The sequence below is a fragment of the Pseudoalteromonas sp. OOF1S-7 genome, from assembly GCF_022347765.1.
In the GTDB taxonomy this organism is placed as follows: domain Bacteria; phylum Pseudomonadota; class Gammaproteobacteria; order Enterobacterales; family Alteromonadaceae; genus Pseudoalteromonas.
The window spans coordinates 1-21,454 of sequence record NZ_JAKRFZ010000005.1; the positions used below are offsets into that span (position 1 = coordinate 1).

General features: G+C 48.9%; 19 protein-coding genes. 13 read left to right on the forward strand and 6 right to left on the reverse strand.

The window, feature by feature from the left end; genetic code table 11:
- From ftsY to MHN33_RS09100, 7 genes are all read left to right on the forward strand, one after another.
- On the forward strand, positions 1–1,669 hold a 1,669-nt coding region (ftsY, locus tag MHN33_RS09070), incomplete at its 5' end, for a signal recognition particle-docking protein FtsY (protein WP_239397665.1).
- Between the two features lie 87 nt (positions 1,670–1,756).
- Positions 1,757–2,449: a cell division ATP-binding protein FtsE gene (gene ftsE / locus MHN33_RS09075; protein WP_046005060.1), complete on the forward strand. Its 693-nt coding sequence runs from the start codon at positions 1,757–1,759 to the stop codon at positions 2,447–2,449.
- Entirely contained in the window at positions 2,446–3,432 is a 987-nt protein-coding gene (gene ftsX / locus MHN33_RS09080; protein WP_239397666.1) for a permease-like cell division protein FtsX, read from the forward strand. Before ftsE ends, ftsX begins: the two co-directional genes overlap by 4 nt.
- Positions 3,433–3,740: 308 nt before the next feature.
- Entirely contained in the window at positions 3,741–4,604 is an 864-nt protein-coding gene (gene rpoH, locus MHN33_RS09085; RefSeq protein WP_046005058.1) for an RNA polymerase sigma factor RpoH, read from the forward strand.
- 135 nt (positions 4,605–4,739) lie between these two features.
- Positions 4,740–5,477 carry a 1-acylglycerol-3-phosphate O-acyltransferase gene (locus MHN33_RS09090; protein WP_239397667.1) on the forward strand — a complete coding sequence of 246 codons (738 nt, stop codon included), beginning with the start codon at positions 4,740–4,742 and terminating at the stop codon, positions 5,475–5,477.
- A complete protein-coding gene (gene rraB / locus MHN33_RS09095) occupies positions 5,452–5,787 on the forward strand; it encodes a ribonuclease E inhibitor RraB (protein ID WP_239397668.1) in 336 nt (111 codons plus the stop codon). Before MHN33_RS09090 ends, rraB begins: the two co-directional genes overlap by 26 nt.
- 166 nt (positions 5,788–5,953) lie before the next feature.
- A complete protein-coding gene (locus MHN33_RS09100; protein WP_239397901.1) occupies positions 5,954–7,207 on the forward strand; it encodes an HD-GYP domain-containing protein in 1,254 nt (417 codons plus the stop codon).
- Here the strand turns inward: MHN33_RS09100 and MHN33_RS09105 are convergent.
- Positions 7,167–7,478, reverse strand: coding sequence for a hypothetical protein (locus MHN33_RS09105; RefSeq protein WP_239397669.1), 312 nt, complete (start codon positions 7,476–7,478; stop codon positions 7,167–7,169). The genes MHN33_RS09100 and MHN33_RS09105 overlap by 41 nt on opposite strands.
- A 294-nt stretch (positions 7,479–7,772) precedes the next feature.
- On the opposite strand from MHN33_RS09105, the gene MHN33_RS09110 reads away from it, so the two are divergent.
- Entirely contained in the window at positions 7,773–9,029 is a 1,257-nt protein-coding gene (locus tag MHN33_RS09110) for an outer membrane protein transport protein (protein WP_239397670.1), read from the forward strand.
- A 48-nt stretch (positions 9,030–9,077) separates the two neighbouring features.
- On the opposite strand, the gene mutS is transcribed toward MHN33_RS09110, so the two are convergent.
- Entirely contained in the window at positions 9,078–11,666 is a 2,589-nt protein-coding gene (mutS, locus tag MHN33_RS09115) for a DNA mismatch repair protein MutS (protein ID WP_239397671.1), read from the reverse strand.
- 24 nt (positions 11,667–11,690) lie between these two features.
- Between mutS and MHN33_RS09120 the strand changes: the two genes are divergently transcribed.
- Positions 11,691–12,182, forward strand: a complete 492-nt coding sequence (locus MHN33_RS09120; protein ID WP_239397672.1) for a nicotinamide-nucleotide amidohydrolase family protein — start codon at positions 11,691–11,693, stop codon at positions 12,180–12,182.
- A 65-nt stretch (positions 12,183–12,247) separates the two neighbouring features.
- Positions 12,248–13,300, forward strand: coding sequence for a recombinase RecA (gene recA / locus MHN33_RS09125; RefSeq protein ID WP_239397673.1), 1,053 nt, complete (start codon positions 12,248–12,250; stop codon positions 13,298–13,300).
- Between the two features lie 788 nt (positions 13,301–14,088).
- Here recA and MHN33_RS09130 read toward each other — a convergent pair.
- Together MHN33_RS09130 and MHN33_RS09135 are read right to left on the reverse strand one after the other, a co-directional pair.
- Positions 14,089–16,098, reverse strand: coding sequence for a hypothetical protein (locus MHN33_RS09130; protein ID WP_239397674.1), 2,010 nt, complete (start codon positions 16,096–16,098; stop codon positions 14,089–14,091).
- Positions 16,099–16,341: 243 nt separating this feature from the next.
- The gene (locus MHN33_RS09135) at positions 16,342–16,998 is read right to left on the reverse strand and encodes a cyclic nucleotide-binding domain-containing protein (protein WP_239397675.1); all 657 of its coding nucleotides are present in this window, start codon (positions 16,996–16,998) and stop codon (positions 16,342–16,344) included.
- Between the two features lie 280 nt (positions 16,999–17,278).
- On the opposite strand from MHN33_RS09135, the gene MHN33_RS09140 reads away from it, so the two are divergent.
- Positions 17,279–17,524 (forward strand): YgjV family protein, encoded by a 246-nt coding sequence (locus tag MHN33_RS09140; RefSeq protein ID WP_343224837.1) that lies wholly within the window; start codon positions 17,279–17,281, stop codon positions 17,522–17,524.
- 57 nt (positions 17,525–17,581) lie between these two features.
- Here the strand turns inward: MHN33_RS09140 and MHN33_RS09145 are convergent, their stop codons facing one another.
- A complete protein-coding gene (locus tag MHN33_RS09145) occupies positions 17,582–19,225 on the reverse strand; it encodes an amidohydrolase (protein ID WP_239397677.1) in 1,644 nt (547 codons plus the stop codon).
- 134 nt (positions 19,226–19,359) lie between these two features.
- Here MHN33_RS09145 and MHN33_RS09150 point away from each other — a divergent pair, with 134 nt between their 5' ends.
- On the forward strand, positions 19,360–19,860 hold the full coding sequence (locus MHN33_RS09150) for a DUF1543 domain-containing protein (RefSeq protein ID WP_239397678.1): 501 nt from the start codon (positions 19,360–19,362) through the stop codon (positions 19,858–19,860).
- A gap of 16 nt (positions 19,861–19,876) precedes the next feature.
- Here MHN33_RS09150 and MHN33_RS09155 read toward each other — a convergent pair whose 3' ends face one another.
- Positions 19,877–20,107, reverse strand: a complete 231-nt coding sequence (locus MHN33_RS09155; RefSeq protein WP_239397679.1) for a hypothetical protein — start codon at positions 20,105–20,107, stop codon at positions 19,877–19,879.
- A gap of 152 nt (positions 20,108–20,259) precedes the next feature.
- Between MHN33_RS09155 and proB the strand changes: the two genes are divergently transcribed.
- The gene (gene proB / locus MHN33_RS09160; RefSeq protein ID WP_239397680.1) at positions 20,260–21,384 is read left to right on the forward strand and encodes a glutamate 5-kinase; all 1,125 of its coding nucleotides are present in this window, start codon (positions 20,260–20,262) and stop codon (positions 21,382–21,384) included.
- Positions 21,385–21,454: the final 70 nt, after the last annotated feature.

Below are 21,454 nucleotides of genomic sequence, written 5' to 3' on the forward strand. Positions count from 1 at the left end.
GGCTGAGCGTGAAGAAGCAGCGCGGTTAGCCAAAGAACAGGCGGAACGTGAAGAAGCCGCGCGGTTAGCCAAAGAACAGGCGGAACGTGAAGAAGCCGAACGGTTAGCCAAAGAACAGGCGGAGCGTGAAGAAGCCGCGCGGTTAGCGAAAGAACAGGCGGAACGTGAAGAAGCGGAACGGTTAGCCAAAGAGCAGGCAGAACGTGAAGAAGCAGCACGTTTGGCCGAGGAACAGGCGAAGCGCGAAGAGGCTGAGCGTTTAGCCAAAGAGCAGGCAGAACGTGAAGAAGCCGAGCGTTTAGCCAAAGAGCAGGCAGAACGTGAAGAAGCCGAGCGTTTAGCGAAAGAGCAAGCCGAACGTGAAGAAGCAGAACGGTTAGCCAAAGAGCAGGCAGCACGTGAAGAAGCGGAACGGTTAGCCAAAGAACAGGCAGAGCGCGAAGAAGCCGAACGGTTAGCCAAAGAACAGGCGGAACGTGAAGAAGCCGAACGGTTAGCCAAAGAACAGGCAGAGCGCGAAGAAGCAGCGCGGTTAGCGAAAGAACAGGCAGAGCGTGAAGAAGCCGAGCGGTTAGCCAAAGAACAGGCGGAGCGTGAAGAAGCAGCGCGGTTAGCGAAAGAACAGGCGGAGCGTGAAGAAGCAGCGCGGTTAGCCAAAGAACAGGCAGAGCGTGAAGAAGTTGAGCGGTTAGCGAAAGAACAGGCAGAACGAGAGGCTCAGGAGCAAGAGAAGCCGAAAAAGAAAGGGTTCTTTGCACGCCTGAAACAAGGCCTGTTAAAAACCAAGACCAATATCGGCTCCGGCTTTGCCAATATTTTCCGTGGCAAGAAGATTGACGATGAACTGTTTGAAGATCTTGAAACCCAGCTCTTAACGGCGGATATCGGTGTCGACACCACCATGAAACTGATCGACAGCCTGACCGATGCGGCAGACCGCAAACAACTGAAAGACGGTGATGCCCTGTACGACCTGATGAAGCAGGAAATGGCAGACATTCTGAAAGAGGCTGAAAAGCCGCTGGAGATCCCGGCCACTAAAAAACCGTTCGTGATCTTGATGGTAGGGGTTAACGGTGTCGGTAAAACCACCACAATCGGTAAGATGGCAAAACAGTTCCAGGCCCAGGGTAAGTCGGTCATGCTGGCGGCGGGTGATACCTTCCGCGCGGCGGCCGTTGAACAGCTGCAGGTATGGGGCGAGCGTAACGATATTCCTGTGATTGCCCAGCATACCGGTGCAGACAGTGCCTCGGTGGTGTTTGATGCCTTCCAGGCCGCGCAAGCCCGTGATGTGGATGTGCTGATTGCAGATACGGCAGGCCGACTGCAAAATAAAGATAACCTGATGCAGGAGCTGGAAAAAATAGCCCGCGTGATGAAAAAGCTGGATCCGGATGCGCCACACGAAGTGATGCTCACCATAGATGCAGGGACAGGTCAGAATGCCATCAGTCAGGTGAAGCTGTTTGATCAGGCGGTGGGCCTGACCGGTATCGCGCTGACTAAGCTGGATGGCACCGCAAAGGGTGGGGTGATCTTCGCGGTTGCCGATCAGTTCAAGGTGCCGATCCGCTACATTGGTGTGGGCGAAAGCATTGATGATCTGCGCACCTTTAAGAGTGATGACTTTATTGAGGCATTATTTAGCCAGGAAAATCAGGACTGATAATCAGGACTGATCATCAGGTGTTTTTCCTGCATCGTGCGTCGGGAGCAGGAAAATCGGAAGTAGATAACAATAGCAGGGCAGGCAATGATCAAGTTTGAGCAAGTCAGTAAAACCTATCCCGGTGGTCACCGGGCGCTGGAAAAGGTCAGCTTTGAGCTTACTAAAGGTGAGCTGGCGTTTCTGACCGGCCACAGTGGTGCGGGTAAAAGTACCCTGCTTAAACTGATCAGCCTGATGGAGCGCCCGTCTGCCGGGCGGGTTGCCATCAATGGGGTCGACCTGAATCAAATCAAAAACAGTCAGGTGCCTTACATTCGCCGCGATATCGGTATTATTTTTCAAAATCACCGTCTGCTGGAGCGCTATAACGTATTCGATAATGTGGCACTGCCGCTGGTGATTGAGGGCACGCACCATAAACATATGACCAAACGGGTGCATGCCGCGCTGGATAAAGTCGGCCTGTTAGATAAGGTAAAGTGTCAGCCGAGCACGTTATCCGGCGGTGAGCAGCAACGTGTGGGGATTGCCCGTGCGATTGTTAATTCGCCGCCTTTATTACTGGCGGATGAGCCAACCGGTAACCTAGATCCGGAATTGTCGATGGAAATTCTCAAACTGTTTGAGGACTTTAACCGCCATGGCACGTCAGTCCTGATTGCCACCCATGACCTGGGGCTGATCGCACGGATGAAATATCGCAGTCTGACTCTAGATCACGGTCGCTTAATTCAGGATCCCTTGCTGGGGTCTTCGCTGCCGGGAGACACGCTATGAGTTTACTGTTCAAAGGCCGCGGTACGCAAAACGACAAGCAAAGCAAATCAGTGCTCCTCAAGTGTTACTTCTTCATTATTACTATACTGCGCCAGGGCGTGCACAGTTTAGGCGAAATGTGGCGAACACCTATGGCATCCATGATGACCATTCTGGTGTTAGGCCTGAGCTTGACATTGCCTACCACACTCTATGTGGTGGTTAAGAATGTGCAAAAAGTCAGCAGTGGCTTTCAGGAAGCCGCCGAAATCTCCCTGTTTGTAAAAGAGAGCGTTAGCGAGCAGGCAACACAAACTCTGGTTAAGCGATTGGCACTCTACCCCGAAATAGAAACCGTGAGCTTTATTGGCAAAGATAAAGCACTGGAAGAGTTCAAAACCATCTCCGGGTTTGGTCAGGCGTTGGATTACCTCGAAGAAAACCCCTTGCCCAGCGTCGTACTGGTTACGCCAACGGTACGTCATCGCAGTGCTCAGGCTGCTAAGGCGTTGCTAAGCAAGTTGGAACAGGAAAGAGAGATTGAGTTTGGCAAGCTGGATATCGAGTGGCTGGAACGTCTCAATGCCCTGCTGAGCCTGCTAAAGGAAAGTGTGATCACCATAGGGTTACTCTTGCTCACTGCAGTAGTGTTGATCATAGGTAACACCATTCGCTTGTCGATTATGGACAAGAAAGAAGAGATCCAGGTACTTAAACTGGTCGGCGCAACGAATACGTTTATACACACGCCGTTTTTGTGGACCGGGATCTGGTATGGGATCATCGGTGGTTTAATTGCCTTTATTTGTGTCATGCTGATGCTGTGGTGGCTGGAGTCGGCTGTTGCACTGGTGGTTGGTGTGTACCAGAGTAACTTTGTGCTGCAGGGGCTAACTGGGGTGGAGCTTTTGTGCCTGTTGTTGCTGGCCGTGGCGTTGGGCTTTGTTGGTTCTTTTTTGTCAGTGCAAAAATATATAAAGGATATTGAACCGGATAAGGTATAGGGCCTTCAGAGGCTTCATGGCGAGTGTGCTAACCGACTTCGTTTTAGCACGCTCGATTGCAAAAATTAGCACTCTTCCTAGCCAGGTTAGCACTGTCAAATATCGCAGTAGGCTTAACCTGAACGCTCGCTTACCATAATTGCTTTTTTAATGAGTATAATAACTCTTTAAAATCAACGTCTTATTTATTTATTAAAGTGTAATAATAAAAAGCTTGATCTTTGAAGGGTAAAAGTAGTAGATTGCATTTAGCACTCTAAGGGAAAGAGTGCTAAAATTGGCAAAACGAATTATCACTGAGGTGAAAAATGAGTAAAGATATTTATGCAATGGCACTGACCGCTGGGCAACAAAGCGCGAGTATAGAAGGCTACCTACAATCGGTCAGCTCTATTCCGATGCTGGACGCTGAGCAGGAAAAAGCGCTGGCAACCCGCCTACATGAAGATGGGGACTTGCACGCAGCCAAGCAGCTCATTATCTCTCACTTACGATTTGTTGCGCATATTGCCAAAAGCTATTCCGGTTATGGCCTGCCTCAGGCAGACCTCATTCAGGAAGGCAACATCGGTCTGATGAAAGCAGTGAAGCGCTTCAATCCGACAGTGGGTGTGCGTCTGGTGTCGTTTGCCGTACACTGGATCAAAGCTGAAATCCACGAATACGTGCTAAAGAACTGGCGTATCGTTAAAGTTGCGACAACCAAAGCGCAACGTAAATTATTCTTCAACCTGCGCAAAAATAAAAAGCGTCTGGGCTGGTTCAACCAGGAAGAGATCACCACAGTTGCTAATGAGCTGGGTGTGAGCGAAAAAGAAGTGCGTGAAATGGAGTCGCGCATGAGTGGTCAGGACATGGGCTTTGACCTGACGGGAGATGATGACGACAACGCGCCGAGCAGCAGTTTTTCACCGGTTCAGTATTTAACAGATGCCAGCAGTGATGTGGCTGAGGTGATTGAAGAAGAGCAGTGGCAGGAGCAGTCTCAGAATCGTCTTATTGCAGCAATGAAGACGCTGGATGAGCGTTCTCAGGACATCGTTGCCGCACGCTGGTTATCGGAAGACAAAGCAACCTTGCAAGACCTGGCCGATAAATATCAGGTGTCTGCTGAGCGTGTACGCCAGCTGGAAAAATCTGCAATGAAGAAACTACAGGCAGCAATGAGCTAATTGCCTAAGCCTGCTAAATAAATTTTGAAGTGCCGCTCAATCGAGCGGCATTTTTTATGGCTGTAACAAAATTGAGCTTACAAGTGTACGCCTATTTGATTATAATGCGCCGACTTGATAATAGGAGTCTCTATTTTGTTAGCTGTAGTTCGAATTCTGGCAATGGCGCTGTTTATCATCCTCAGTTGTCTGGCTGGCCTGACGTTGAGTCTGATCCGTCCTTTTCATGCCAATAACGTGCATGTGGTTGCTTCCTGGTTTGGTAAGATGTCGCGTGTCATCGGTGTTAGGCTCAAGATCTCGATTGACCCGGGGGCGAAAGATCTGGGGCCTGCGATGTATATTGCCAATCATCAAAATAATTATGACCTGTTCACTTTGCCTGCCGTTGTGCCACAGAACACGGTAAGCATGGGCAAGAAAAGCCTGAAATGGGTGCCTTTTTTTGGTCAGTTATACTGGCTGTCCGGCAATATATTGATCGACAGGGCGAATCGTACAAAAGCGGTCAATACCCTGGATAAGTCGATTGCGAAAATTAAACAGCGGGGTATGTCATTGTGGATGTTCCCAGAGGGGACCCGTAGTTATGGCAGGGGATTACTGCCTTTTAAAACCGGTGCCTTTCATACCGCCCTCAGCGCCGATGTCCCGGTTGTGCCTGTCTGTATGAACAATACGGCAGGCCAGATCAAGCTCAATCGCTGGGACAATGGCACGGTATATATTGATATTCTGGCGCCTATCGCTCTGGATAAAGACGTTCCAGCACGTGAGCATGCCAAACAGATCCATGCTAAAATGGCGGAACATATTGCACAGTTAGACGAAAAAGTGAGAGCAGCAAGTGGAAAATTGGCAAGAGATCAGTGAAGACATCGTTGATTCGTTGTTAGAGGATGGGTCGAATCCGGATACCCTGTATGAGGTAGAACATCATTTTGTCAGCGAAGAGTTCGAAAAGCTGGAGCAGGCGGCGCTGGCTGCGTTTAAGCTTGGTTATGATGTTGAAGACCCGGCAGAGCTTGAGCTGGAAGATGGCAGCAAAATTTGGGGCTTTGATGTGGTGGTTGAAGCTGAACTGGACGCTGCGGTGATCATGGAAGACGTGACTAAGCTGGTCGAAATTGCCACCCTCTGTGGGGTTGAGTATGACGGTTGGGGCACTTACTTTCAGGAATAGTTCCGTATTTCGACGATAGGTCAGAGTGCTCTATAGCTTCTGGCCTGACACTTTCATCATATTTTCTCATTCTTTTTTCTTAAACTCGTACCATTTGCTAGACAATTAGGTCTGGCCTATGCATATTAATGCAATTTACACTGCCGCCAGGCATCATGCGAGCGATATGCGAGTCACCCTCCCTATTGAAGAGTTAAAACCCGGCATGTTTGTGGACAGCGTTCACAAGCAAAAGTCAGGCGCTGAAGTTAAGATTAAATCCCGGGGAATGGTTCGGGATGAGGCTATCATTGCTCGCCTGGCCGCCAATGGAGTGGTTGAGCTGAATATCGACTTTGCACAAAGCGATATTCCGCTTCCCGAAAAATACCAGCAACCGGAGCTTAAGCCCGACACTGCCGGGACTGAGTCAATAAAACAGCCAGCGCAGCAAAAATCCGTCAAAACGCAAAAAGCACAACCCGATAAAGAAAAAGCCATCAGTCTGGAAGACGAGTTTGCCAGTGCGGCGAGGCAGTTTGAACAGCACAACAAGCAATTACAAATGCTGTATGGCAACCTGACGTCAGGCATGCAGGTCGATATGACACTGATCAACGACATCAGTCAGGAAATCGTCGGATCGGTACTGAGAAACACCAATGCCATGGCAATTTTAACCCGGATCAAGGACAAAGAAGGCTTTAACTGGCGTCATATGATCAACTGCGCCATCTTAGTCACTGTGTTTGCAAAATACCTGGGGCTGGGTAAAAAGGTGATAGAGCAAATGGCCATTGGTGCCATGCTGCATGATGTGGGTCATACCAAAATACCTCAGGGGATCATCGATAAGCGCGGCCCGCTCAATAAGCTGGAAATGAAAACGATGCAGCGCCATGTTGCACAGTCGCTGGGCCTGACCCGTGACGCACCTGGGATCACCCCTTTGATGCTGGATATGATAGTCAGTCATCATGAGCGCCTGGATGGCAGCGGTTACCCACGCCGCCTGCAAGGCATGCAAATCAGTAAAGCGGCGCGGATCATGGCCATTGTGGATGTCTATGAAGGCATGACTGCTGAGCGCCCACACCGAGACGGAGATGAACCTCTGGTTGCACTACGTTATTTGTTGGCTAATAAGGCGCAGTTTGATCCTGTACTGGTGCAACACTTTATTAAGTGTATTGGGGTGCACCCGGTCGGTACGATTGTAAAGCTGAGCAATGAACGACTAGCGTTAGTACTGGAAGGAAATCGGGGCGCACCGACGGCACCCAAAGTACGGGTGTTCTATAACACCAAGCACATGCACCATATTACAGCTAAGGATATTGATTTAAATGAACAAGATAAAATCAAGATTGCCTCTACGGTGCGGCCGTTAGATTACCAAATTAATTTATCCCGTCTGTTAAAAGATCATCTGCTTGTTTAAGCTTACGTTTTTGCCATTGCGCAGAGAACAAAGCACCGGCAAGGCAGCTGGCCATCATTAGGATCCACACCAAAGTCCCTTTTTCAGTATGCAGCGCCAGGCAGCTACATGCCAGCGCCAGTAAGGCGCTCAGTATTGCCGCCAGCCAGTAATGGTTGAGTGGGTTATCACACTGTCCGGCCCGCTTACAGGCACAGTAATTTGCTTTGCACAGGCTAAATACACTGAGCCCACAGAATGTCAGTGCGCCGAACATCAAAACTGCCAGCATAGACCGAATCTCCCTACAAGTACCCCGGCAATACCAAGGCGGTGAATGTGGCTAAGAGTATATGTGAATCAGCACCTCCATTCAACAGTAATGAGAATTAATATCATTTAAGGGTGTGAAAAAGTGGTTAGAGTATCTGCTCTTTTGTGAGGTCGACTGTAAATAAAATGCATAACATGCTCCAATATTGTGCAAATAAGTCGTTAAAAGCATTTAAGTTGCGGATTTTTGCTTTTGTTTTCTGTACTGTGAGGGCAATTTTTTATTCTTGTTGAATAACATTTGAGGTTGAGAATGAATACAGTACTACGCGCATTGGTGGCGACAGGCTTGATGGCGGCGTCTTCGCAGTCACTGGCGGCAGCATTTCAGCTGGCTGAGCAAAACGTTTCCGGGTTAGGTCGGGCTTATGCCGGCGAAGCCAGTGCCGCTGATGATGCATCGGTTGTTGCACGCAACCCGGCGCTAATGAGCCAGTTTAAGGGGACCCAGGTGAGCGTTGCAGCCATGTACGTTGAGCCGGATGTGAGTTTGCAAGGTACATCGACCAACAACGGGCTACCCGCAAACCTGCTGGATGATAACAGCATCGCGCCAAGCGCCGTGGTGCCTGCCGTATTTATGACCGCGCGTTTGAATGAGCAGTGGTCTGTTGGTGCGGGTATGTACTCTCAATTTGGTCTGGCTACTGAATTCGATAAGGACTATGTTGCCGGTCAGCTGGCCGGTGAGACCGAGATAGTGACGATTAATACGGGCATCTCTGTCGCCTATGAAATTGATTCACAATGGGCACTGGCAGTGGGCCTGAATCATGTTTATGCCGACGCAAAAGTGATCCGTCATCTTGGGGCAAACCCGTTACAGGCTCCGGCCAGCACAGAAGTGGTTAATCTGGAAGGGGACGACAGTGGCTATGGCTGGAACCTGGGTCTGAGCTATCAGATTGATGCCGACAACCGTTTGGGTTTTCATTATCGAAGTGAAACCGACATCACCTTTGATGGCCACTTCAGCAATCAAATCCCGGCAGCACTTGGCGGCACCAATGGCGTTGCTTTGGCAGGCACACTGGAGCTGACATTGCCGGCAATGGCAGAAATTTCTGGTACTCATACACTGACTGAACCAATGACATTGCACTACAGTGTGTTGTGGACAGGCTGGAACAGCTTCCAGGAGCTTGAGGCACAAGTGGCCGGTAAGCCTGTGTTTAATAAGCAGGAGCTGTTCGACAACTCTTTACGCTTCTCAGTGGGTGGAGACTATCAGTGGAACGAGTCTCTGAAGTTACGTGCGGGTCTGGCTTATGACAGTTCACCGGCCAATGAGTCGCACATGTCTATCTCTATTCCGGATACTGACCGTACCTGGTACTCATTCGGTGCTGAGTATCAACTGAGCGAAACGGCGAGTGTGGACTTAGGATTGAGTATTCTGCGCGGTAAAACGCAGACCTTTGTTGAAAAAGACGCGCTGGGCAGCGAGTGGGGCTTTAAGTCAAAAGGCCACGCGACGGTGGTCGGTGTGCAATATAATCACAGCTTCTAATGCCTGCATGGAATGAAAAAAGCGGCTGGTGAGCCGCTTTTTTTGTAACTAAAGAAGTGCCTTTAATTGATAGAGCAAGTCGTGAGCGGCACGGGGCGAAAGCTCGTCCGGGTCAATCTCCTCAAGCATTTTCTCAACCTCAGATGGCGCGCTTGTCAGCGGCAGGCTTTGTTGTGCCTGAGGTGCTGATAAAGTCGACTGAGGATTTTCGACCACACTCTGGTGTTGTTCCAGTAATGCCAGTTTACGCTTTGCCATGGTCAGCACCGCTTTGGGTACCCCGGCCAGTCCGGCCACCTGTAAACCAAAGCTTTTGCTGGCTGCGCCTTCCATGACGGTATGTTTAAATGCGATAGTGTCGTTATGCTCAACGGCATCCAGGTGCACATTGACCAGGCCAGATTGCTGTTCAGCCAGTTCTGTCAGCTCAAAATAATGGGTGGCAAACAGCGTTTTGGCGGCTATCTTACCGGCCAGGTAGTCGGCGGTCGCATAAGCCAAAGAGAGGCCATCGTAGGTACTGGTACCCCGGCCAATTTCATCCATTAAGACCAGAGACTGTGCCGTTGCATTGTTCAGTATGGTGGCCGTTTCGGTCATCTCGACCATAAAAGTGGAGCGTCCGGAAGCCAGATCATCACTGGCGCCAATGCGCGTGAAGATACGGTCGACTTTACCTATCTGCGCAGCACTGGCAGGAACATAGCTACCAATATGCGCCATCAGCACGATCAGTGCCGTCTGGCGCATATACGTCGATTTACCGCCCATATTGGGGCCTGTGATGATCAACATCTTACGATCGGCATTGAGGTGAACCGGGTTGGCAATAAAGGGCTCTTTACTGACCTGCTCTACAACCGGGTGGCGACCGGCGTCGATGTGGATCTCATCGCCATCACTCAGCTCTGGCTTACAGTAATCCAGCGTTTGTGCCCGTTCAGCCAGAGTGTTAAGCACATCAAGATCGGCCAGCGCCGCTGCCATGGTTTGCAACTGCTCAATGTAGGGCGCAATCAAAGTAAACAATTCTTCATACAACTGTTTTTCAAGTGCCAGCGCCTTGCTCTGGCTGCCCAGTACTTTGTCTTCGTGTTCTTTGAGCTCAGGAATGATATAGCGCTCGTTGTTTTTCAGTGTCTGACGGCGAATATATTCGGGCGGTGCCAGATGGGAGTTGGCTTTGCTGATCTCAATATAGAACCCATGTACTTTATTGTAGCCAATTTTTAGTGTGCTGATCCCGGTGCGTTCGCGCTCGCGTTCTTCCAGTTGATCCAGTACGTCGGTGGCACCTTCACTGAGGGCACGCCATTCATCCAACTCACTGTTGTAACCGGGCGCTATCACACCGCCATCGCGGATCAGTACGGGTGGATTATCTATGATCGCACGTTCTAATAAATCCTGCAGCTTCGGCAAAGTTGGTGAATGCGCGCGGATCTGTTGTAGCCTGGGATCGCTGCTTTCTCCCAGCAGGTGATGCAATGGGGGCAGTGCCTGCAATGCATTACGCAGTCGCGTTAAGTCTCTTGGACGGGCATTGCACAGTGCCAGGCGGGCAACCACACGTTCAATATCGCCAATCTGACGCAGCGCGTCGTAGACCTCGATATTGAGCTGGGATTCAATCAGGCTGGCGATGGCATTGAGCCTGGCATTAAGCTCGTCACGGTTACGTACCGGGGTATGAATGCGTCGTTTGAGTAGCCGTGAGCCCATCGGTGTGGCGGTTTTATCCAGCACCTGTGCCAGGGTGTTTTCAATACTGCCAGACAGGTTAACCGTGAGTTCGAGGTTTTTACGCGTGGCCGCATCCAGAATAACCGCATGTTCGTTTTTCTCTAGCGTAATAGCCCGAATATGCGGCAGTGCAGTGCGCTGAGTGTCTTTAACATACTGCATCACACATCCGGCCGCGATCAGGCCCGCTTTGGCTTCGGCAACACCGAAGCCAATCAGGTCTTGCGTCCCGAACTGTTGGCACAAAAGATGGGTTGCCGTATCCAGATCAAACTCCCAATCCGGGCGTCGTCTGGCGCCTTTGACCTGCTCAAGGACCAGCAGATTACTAAACGATTCAGGGTAGAGCAGCTCTGCTGGCTGCAGCCTTTGCAGGGTGGAGGTCAGGGCTTCGTCGGTGGCCAGCTCAACAATGTTAAAACGTCCGGAGTTGATGTCTAAGTAAGCGACGCCATACTGTTGTTTGTCTTGCCACAGTGCAGCCAGCAGGTTGTCCTGACGTTCTTGCAGCAAGGCTTCATCGGTCACTGTACCGGGCGTAACAATGCGTACTACTTTACGTTCAACGGGCCCTTTACTGGTGGCGGGATCGCCAACCTGCTCGCAGATAGCCACTGACTCGCCCATCTGAACCAGCCGGGCCAAATAGTTCTCGACCGCATGATAAGGCACGCCCGCCATGGGAATAGGCGCGCCTCCGGCTTTCCCCCGGTGGGTTTGTGAGATGTCCAGTAACTGGGCGGCGCGAATGGCGTCATCAAAGAATAGCTCATAGAAGTCACCCATACGATAAAACAGCAGAATATCCGGGTGTTGCGCTTTGATCCTAAGATACTGCTGCATCATAGGGGTTTGTTGTTTTATAGTATGTTCGGAATAAAGATCTAACGACATTACTTATACCTAAAGGAAATGAGTATGGAGCTTCATACTGAGATAGCCGAACTGGCGGCACAATTGGGGGCTATTCTAACCAATAACGGGCTGACAATCACTACCGCAGAGTCATGTACAGGTGGTGGCATTAGCTATGCGCTGACGGATACACCGGGGTCATCGGCCTACATTGAGCGCTGTTTTGTCACTTATAGCAATGAGGCAAAATCCCAGCTACTGGGCGTTGCACAAAACACTTTGAGTGAGTTTGGGGCCGTCAGCCGGCAAACGGTTGACGAGATGGTGCAGGGCGCGGCGAATGCGGCGCACGCAGATTTAGCAATTGCCGTATCCGGCATTGCAGGACCGGGGGGAGGTTCATTAGAAAAGCCGGTTGGCACTGTCTGGTTTGGCTTCTATTTACAGGGAAAAGTACTGTGTGAAGTATGCCACTTTATCGGGAGTAGGGCCGAAGTAAGAAAGCAAGCTATTGAATTTTCTATAAGAAAAATAATTTCTCTGTTAAATACTTAAATTAAGCTTGATACTGTAATTTCATACAGTATACTTGTCGTCAATACGCTAGATTGGAGAAGCAAATGAACGATAACAAACAAAAAGCGCTCGACGCTGCATTGTCTCAGATTGAAAGACAATTTGGTAAAGGCTCTATCATGAAGCTGGGCGACAGCCAGGCATTGGACATTGAAGCCGTTTCGACGGGATCATTGGGGCTGGATATTGCTTTGGGTATCGGCGGCTTGCCAACTGGTCGTATTGTCGAAATTTATGGTCCTGAGTCATCAGGTAAAACAACCCTGACATTGCAAGCCATTGCAGAAGCACAGAAGCAAGGCAAAACGTGTGCTTTCGTAGATGCTGAGCACGCATTGGACCCTGTCTATGCAGAAAAACTGGGTGTCAATGTAAACGACCTGCTTGTCTCTCAGCCGGATACGGGTGAACAGGCCCTTGAGATTTGTGACATGCTGGTACGCTCAGGTGCGGTAGATGTGGTGGTGGTTGACTCCGTTGCTGCACTGACACCTAAAGCGGAAATTGAAGGCGAAATGGGTGATACGCACGTTGGTTTGCAAGCGCGTTTGATGTCTCAGGCTTTGCGTAAGCTGACGGCCAATATCAAGCGCTCAAACACGCTGTGTATCTTCATCAACCAGATCCGTATGAAGATTGGTGTAATGTTTGGTAACCCTGAAACCACAACAGGTGGTAACGCACTTAAGTTCTACGCTTCTGTTCGTTTGGATATTCGTCGGATTGGCTCTGTTAAAGAGGGTGATGAAGTCATTGGTAACGAAACCCGCGTGAAAGTGGTTAAGAACAAAGTGGCGCCGCCATTTAAGCAAGCTGAATTCATCATTATGTACGGCGAAGGCACATCTAAGCAGGGTGAATTGATCGACCTGGGTGTTAAGCACAAGCTAGTGGACAAAGCGGGTGCCTGGTTTAGCTACAATGGCAACAAAATTGGTCAGGGTAAGGCAAATTCAATTAAGTTCCTGAAGGAAAACACCGCAATTGCTGATGAGATTGAAGGCAAGTTGCGTGAAATGCTATTGCTTCAGGCAACTATTAAACCTGAAGAAGGTGAAGATCAGGGCCTGGTTGACGCGGAAGACCTGGAACTGTAACGACTACTAGCGTAGCGGAGCACTCAGCAGTTCATATGAGTGCTCCTTTTGTTTGCTCTGGACAATATGCCTGCTGTAAATGTGTCAACATTCTTGAGCGTTAGCGCAACCTAAGCGCATATCGTTTATATTGCAGCAATCAGGATCCCTCACAGGCAATAATTAAGCCCTCCGTTGAGAGTCTGCTTGCGTCAATTGATTAGTTTAATTGGGACGTAAGGCACCTCAAATTTGCCTGAATCAATTTATACTACTTTAACTGCCCTTACTTGCTGCGGATAAACATATCTGACAAAGAGTAAGCAAACTCAGTTATTCCATATACTCTCTATTTAACCAATTTATATGCCGTATTAAGTTCGTCGCACTTCTCAGACTTGTCTTTCCCCTTACAGGTTGTGTTATACCCATTCAGCCAATTCAGCCAATTCAGCCAATTCAGCCAATTCAGACAGTTCAGCCAATTCAGACAGTTAAGTAGATATTCAGAGGCGAGGCAATCTGGATAGCAACAACGGCGCATGTATTCTGTTATCGCTGAGATACTTACACCTGTGAAAGGTTGCCAACTTTTGTGACTAAGTCTTGAGTCCAAAAAAGAACATGTTGTACCGATTTACTTAATTAAATGTGCTATTTTGAGGCGAGAAAATATGATGCTCAAGGTGTTAAAAACTTCTGATTCAGCAATTTGATACGAGTTGCAAAATGAGGATCTTGCGCGCCTTTTTGATAGGCAATAAAAAAGCCGCGAAAAAACGCGGCTTTAATTCAGTTTACTTTAGTGTTTAGTTACCACCGGTACCAGTCACTGGTACGTCGTTAATTGTACACGTTACTGGGATATCAAGCGTTTCAGCTGTTGCATTCAAGCCGATATCTTTAGTGAACCAAGTGTTATTACGTGGGTTCTTATAGCGTACTTTGTAAGTGACGCTCGCGCCCGCAGCTGCTTGCTCAAGACTTACAGGGAAAGTACCTGATGGGTAGAAAGTCTTAACAAAGCGGTTGTTACGGAACAGCTGAGCAATTGTCGGTGTAGATACTGGCGTTGCAGGAATGTCACCCGCATCGTTATTGCTACACGTGAACTGAGGCGTCAGGTTCTTCTCAATTGGTGCCGCTGGCGTTGTAGTCAGAGTTAGCTTACCACCGTCCAGATCACACAGATTCTCGAAAGTTACTGCGCTAGCCACACCATCAGTGGCTGCACTACCAATGACATTACCATCTTTATCCATAGCGCTGTCCAGAATGTTTTTGCCATCCTTCATCATTTTCAGTTTAACTTCGAATGAAGGTGGGTTTCTGAATGTGCCTTTCGCCAGGTTAGTACGATTGTATGCACCGATCAGTAAACGGTAGCCGCTTGCCTCAACCAGTACGTCTGCGTATTCTTTGCTTGGATCGCCATTACCATCAACAATGTCGAATGAGAAACGACGGTTTGGACATTTTTCAGCGTTAATAATGTAAGTGAAGAAATCCAGGTTCCAGTAAGACAAGTGGTTTACTTCAACGACCACGTCGAAGGTATCTTCTGTACCATTTGATTTTACCACGCCATAGCTTTCAAAAGACCATTTACCAGCGTCTTCATCGTAGCTCCAGACCGGGAAGATATCTTCCGCAGCAAGAGGTCTTGCTACCGGTGCTGCAACTGTACAAACACCTTTATCGAAAGCTTTAGCAGCTTCAGTGGCCAGATCGCCACCTGCTGGCAACGCAATTGGGCACGGGTTCATCGTTGTTGCGTCAACCTGCATCGCCACTTCTAGCGTGTTATCCTGGTTGTCTGCGTTTTTACCGAAGTTCTTAACTTTACGGTTTTGGCTGTCAACCAATTCAATTGCAACGAAACCACCAGTAGTGAATGAACCATTCACGTTAGCTGTATCAGCACTTTCAGGTGCTGCAACGCTCAGTGCCAGACCACCAGGGAAGGCATCAAGGGCAGAGTCTGCTTCTGCGTTTGCGTTAAAGTTGTCTTCGTCTGCTACTCGGGTCTGGAAACCAGTCGCTTCGTTACCGTAGTATGCAACTGTCAGGGTTGGAAGTTCATCAAGTTCAACGTCCTCACCCGCTTCGTTTTTAGCAATGAACTTAGTGTTTTGTTTCAGCTTAACTTTTACGCCACCCGCAGCTTTACCCGCGTTGATCGTGCTGTCTAGCTTTTTGGTAAGCTCAATTGACTCTTTACCACCCAGGTCCAAACCTGTGCCTGCCGTATAAGTTACGGTTACATCGTTACCGTCAGCATCTTTCAGGTCTGTCAGCGCTGAAGTCGTCGCGATGATTGGTGCCTTACCGGCTTCCTGAGTCAGAGTACGTGGCGTCAGGCGAATTAGTTGTGCAACGTCTGTGTCATCAGTACTTAGCTCAACAGTACCAGAGTTTGACAGGAAGCCATTTGCCGTAACAACAAAGTCAAATTCCAGGCCCGCTTCAGGAATGTCTGCCACTGTAAATGCAAATGAACCCGCGGTAGAAGTTGTGTCATCGCTACCTAGTGCGTCACCAGCTGTGTTCAACACAGTAGTCGGGTTACCTGGGAAAGTGATGCTTGCCGTTACATCGTCTGCAAGTGCATTACCAAGAGAGTCGGTAACTACAACAGAGAATGAACCAGCTTGTTTAGTAACAACTTGATCTGTAGGAGGAGCAACAACTTTTTGAGTTGGCTCCGGTGGCGGCTTGATATCAACGTTATTGTCATTGTCGCTAAAGCAGCCTGCTAAACTAACTGATACACCCAATGCAAGGGCAAGTTTAGTTAGTTTGAATTGTTTGTTTCCCATGATTTTTACCTTTTCCTTTAAATCCAAGTAAACTGAGAGTAGTCACTAATGCTTTGCAGATGTAAGAGAGCCTTGCCCCGCGCGCAAATTAGTGTTTAGAGGATAAGCCCACATTAATTTTTCGTCAAGTGAACTGCTCGATCTTTATCCAAAATTTCACATAAAATAATAACCTACTGATGTACTTTTAGGTTATCACGTCAAATGTGTTAATAATCCATTTTTCTAGAGAATAATACACAATTAGATTTGCGCAAATGCATCAATAAATGCCTGCAATTTAATCATGTCTACGGGCTTTAGGCCGTCCGATGTTCTAACTATTAACCCTTTTTCAACAAGCTCACTAACCACGCGACGATATGCGCGCTCAGTCGTGGCAAAGCGCTCGGCTTCGGCACTAACTGTAGAATAAGCTCGTAGCAATGCCGGGTGGTTATTTTCCGCCCTGAGCAGGCAGTCTTTCGCAATATTATAGCTCAGTGGGAGCAATAACTTGTCGAGGTTGATTTTTTGGTTTTCAGTGAATTTTGCTGCAATCGTTTGCGCGGTGTACAAACTCAATTCGGGTTGAGCCAGCAAGAGTTGTCGCCAATGCTTCAACTCGATCAGGTTATATTGAACATCATTCAGGCAAGTCACGGTATAAATGCATGGTTGATTATTCAATGCTTCAATTTCACCGATCAGGGTGTTGTTACAGTCAAGCTGGCCTAATAGCAAGCGGCGGCCGTTACCTACGTCATAGCTAAAAGACACAGTACCACTTCTCACCAGGATCAGCTTAGTGAGTGGCTCATCCTGATGAATGAGCACTTCTTTTTTTGTGTGCTGAAAACTGTTACCTGCAAAACTGAGCAGTTGTTCCACCAAAGTGGTTGAAAAATGATATTGAAACATCTGGATGGCTCTTCGGACAATTGTCCTATTTATTAATTTGTTATGAAGATAGCATGACACTTATCGGTTTCACGCTAACTCACCCGACTGAGAGGCTAAGTGCTTTTCACCCCCGTTCCCGTGTTAGAGCTTATTTCAGGTCCTAATTTCTGTGGGGTTTAGTGAGTTAGCCTTTTTATTCTGTGTCACTTGCTAAGATGCAAGACAACGCCAAACAGACGGTTGCTATTATCCCGCATTTCGACTTTTGGCGTCTACACTGAATAATGCTAACTCAACTGTGAGGAGAGAACAAATGACTTGGGAACTTTTAGGTTACATTGCGTCTGCCTTTTTAGTCGTTTCTCTGATGATGTCCAACGTGGTCAAGTTACGTTGGTTCAACCTTGCAGGCTGTATTTGCTTTACCATCTATGGTGTGATGATCACCGCCTGGCCAGTGGCGTTGACCAACGGCTTACTGGCGCTGGTGAATATTTATCATTTAGCTAAATTGCACCGCGCAGACAATAATTCAACTTCATAAAAAGCGCACATTGCGTGACGTTCCTTGTCGTGCAATCCAGCGTAGCTCTCGTCCTGGCTAGTCTTGCGCATACCGCAGCTGGCCCGCGATCCAGGTTTGCTTAACCTGAATGTCTCGAATGGCTTGTTCCGGTACTTTGAAATAATCTTTGTCTACCAGAATAAAATCTGCCCATTTCCCTTGTTCCAGGCTCCCTAGTTTGAATTCCTGAAAGGCTGCATAGGCTGCGTCGAGCGTAAACGCCTGCAGAGCCTGTGTCCGGGTCAGTCTCTCGTGATTGCGCCAGCCTTGTTGTGGAATCTGTTGTGCATTCATACGAGTGATAGCAGCGTGTAAGCCGTGAAACGGATTGGCCAGTTCCACCGGAAAATCTGACCCTGCCGCCACTTTGCTGCCCTGTTGTAAAAAGGTTTGCCAGGCGTACGCGCCCCTGAGCTGTTCGTCGGTCAGTCTTTGCTCCGCCATATGCATGTCAGAAGTCGCGTGGACTGGTTGCATCGACGGTATGATATCCAGGGTTTTAAATCTCGGGATGTCTTCTGGTTCAACAATCTGGGCATGCTCTATTCTGTTTCTCAGCAATTTGCCACCCGTTGTTTTAAATACTTCTTCATAACTATCTAATACCAATCTGTTGGCGCGATCGCCGATGGCATGCGTATGCGCGCTGAAGCCATGTTTAACGGCTTGTGCTATCAGCTGTTCGAGGTGTTGTGGTTGCTCCAGCATTAAGCCCCGATAGCCCTGACGGTCTTTGTAGTCTTTGAGTAATGCGGCACCACGGCTGCCTAATGCACCATCTGCGTAAATTTTCACACTGCGAATAGACAACATATCGCGTTTATCTTTAACGATGCCGGCTTGCAGCATGCTGTCGAGCTGAGGATCTGCGGCACTGAGCATCGCGTATACACGCAACGGCAAGGTCTGACTTTGTGCCCTGCTTTGGTAAAGCTTCCAGGTCTGCTTGTCAATACCGGCGTCATGGGCACTGGTTATGCCCAGGCTAAGTAAGTGTTCACCAGCCTTGTTCAGAGCTTGATTTAGGTGCGCCGTAGACGTCGGGGGAATGTGTTTTTTTACCAGATTTTCCGCTTTGTCAATAAATACACCGGTTGGATTGCCTGATGGATGACGCAGGATCTCGCCGCCAGCGGGAGACGTTGCTTGTGCATCAATGCCTGCCAGTTTCATGGCCATACTATTGACCCAGATGGCGTGTCCATCGACTCTCGTCAGTACCACAGGCCTGTCCTTGACAAATTTATCCAGATCAGCTGCTGTAGGGAAGTTGCTCGGCGTCCAGCGTGTCTGATCCCAGCCTCGTCCCAGGATCCAGCCCTTCGGATTTTGCTCGCTAAATGCGACAAGCTGCTGGCCAACTTGTTCCACGGAGTTGGCTTCACGAATATCGAGTCGGGATAAATTATTACCCAGTCCAATAATATGGCCATGGGCGTCAATCAGCCCGGGCAATAAGGTCATCCCCTGGCCATCGAATTTTTGGGCTTTGGGGTATTGCGTGGCGAGTTGTTTGTCGCCTGTTTTGACGACTTTACCATCTTTAATCACCAGCGTAGAAAAGGCATTGATCTCACCGCTTCTTGTAGGGGTATAACCGTTGACATTGTGTACCAGTGTGAACTGCGCCATGCTGAGTCCACTAAACAAGGTCAGCGCCAGGTAAATAAACCGGATCATGACAGGAATTTCCTTGTGCTATTTTATTCGTTTAGCAACCAATACCGCATTTTGCCCAAAAAAGACATTGAACTGAGACAGAAAAACCGTTGTGATAACATCATTGCGAGAATGTACTTTTTATAGGGTCAATAATGCAGTTATTTATGGTTTATCTGGGTGGTCGCCTGAGTGGTTGCCACATTGAAATGCATGATATTCGTTTTGTGGTCGGCGAGCGTATCGAAGATACATTCGGGGAGCTTAAACAACAATGGGTTGGTGATAAGGACAAGGTGCATATGGACAGCTATGTTGCACTTGAGCATATTGATGGCTTCCAGATACAGCTGGTCAGTGAGCCGCCTGTGCAAAAACCTAAGCTCTATTTTGTCAACCTGGGCGGGTACCGGCACGACAGCCTGGCGGAGCAGCATGCATTTGGCTTGTTTGTCGCGCCTACAGCTCAGGTTGCCAAAGCGCGGGCCCTGGACACCTTGCTGCCGGGGGTGGACTTACCACACAAAGATGACTTGTATGCCGTGGATGATTGTATGGCGATAGATTTGATTGACGGGCAGCATTATGTCCGTCTGACACCCAGTGGCCGGTCACAACCGCTTACACCGCAGTGGTTTGGCTACCATAAACTGTAACGCGATCCGCAGAGGGTTATTCCTCTTTGTCGGCCTTAATTGCGATTCGGATGGCAATAATGACGATGGCAAACATCAGAAAAGGGAGCGCCGCTAAGGCATATTCCGCGATATGACTGTCCTGATAGTTGGGTTGCAAAATAAAGTGCCCGCCAATGCATAAGGCGATACTGACAAAGAGTAAAGGTAGCATTTTCAGTTCTTTATTAGGTTTGCTCATGGTTTTAGCCTGTACAGTGCGTTTCATCACAGGCTTTTTAAACGAGTTGACCTTACAACGCAAGCCATTGTCGGTGTTTCTTTGATCCAGCCCCTTTTTTACCCTGCCATTTTTTTGCCTGCACCTTCGTGATATAACAAAGCCCAACACCTGTCATTTGTACAGTGAGGGAATGAGGAATGAAGAAAAGTAAGGTAATCGTGATCAAGCTCGGCACCAGTGTCTTAACCGCAGGTACGGACAAGCTCAATAAGCCGCGCATGATTGACATTGTGACCCAGTGTATAGCGCTCAAGCAGCAAGGTTATCAGCCGGTACTGGTCTCCAGCGGTGCAGTGGCCGCGGGCAGAGATGCTGTTGAGCACAGTGTCGGAGTCTCTATTGCTGAAAAGCAGATGCTTGCCGCCATAGGCCAGGGTCAATTGATCCACCTGTGGCAGTCGCTGTTTGCGCTGTACGACCAGCCCGTGGCACAGCTGCTGTTAACCCGTGCCGATGTCGAAGACAGAGGACGTTACCTCAACGCACGCGATACCATTACCCAGCTGTTAAAGCATCAGGTAGTCCCCATCGTCAACGAAAACGATGCGGTTGCAACCTCTGAAATCAAAGTGGGTGACAACGACAATCTGTCGGCGCTGGTGGCTATTCTGGCCAATGCCGATAAGCTGCTGTTGCTGACAGATCAGCCCGGCTTGTTTACGGCCGATCCGCGCAATAACCCCACCGCGACGCTGATCTCAGAAGTGGAATTAATCGATCAATCACTGATGGCGCTAGCGGGGGGGGCTGGAAGTAAATTGGGAACTGGTGGCATGTATACAAAACTCGAAGCGGCGCGCACAGCGCAGCGTGCAGGGATTGAGACCATTATTGCCAAAGGTGCTGAACCACAGGTGATTGAGCAAGTGCTGGCTGGCACGGCGCAAAGTACCACGTTTGTGCGTTTTGATGCACCGCTTGAGGGGCGTAAAAAATGGCTGTTGTCAGGCCCAAAATCGACCGGCTTTGTGCACTGTGACACCGGTGCAGTTGCGGCCATCAGCCATCAGGGCGCAAGTCTGCTGGCCAAAGGTATAGTAGCGATTGGCGGCGAGTTTACACGTGGCGATGTGATTGAAATTCGCGATCTGGATGATCAGCTGGTCGCTAAGGGGCTGAGCGCTTTTGATCATCAGGAAATGGATCAAATCAAGCGGCTGCACAGCAGTGAGATCCCGCTAGTATTAGGTTATCCGGCCTCTAATGTTGTGGTACATCGTGACGATTTAGTGTTGCTGGATATCTACGCTGGCTCTGTTTGACACCTCGCTTGCCGACTGTATTCTCGGTTCAGCAGGTGCCCGTGCGGGCAATTATTGAAAGCTGGTAAAT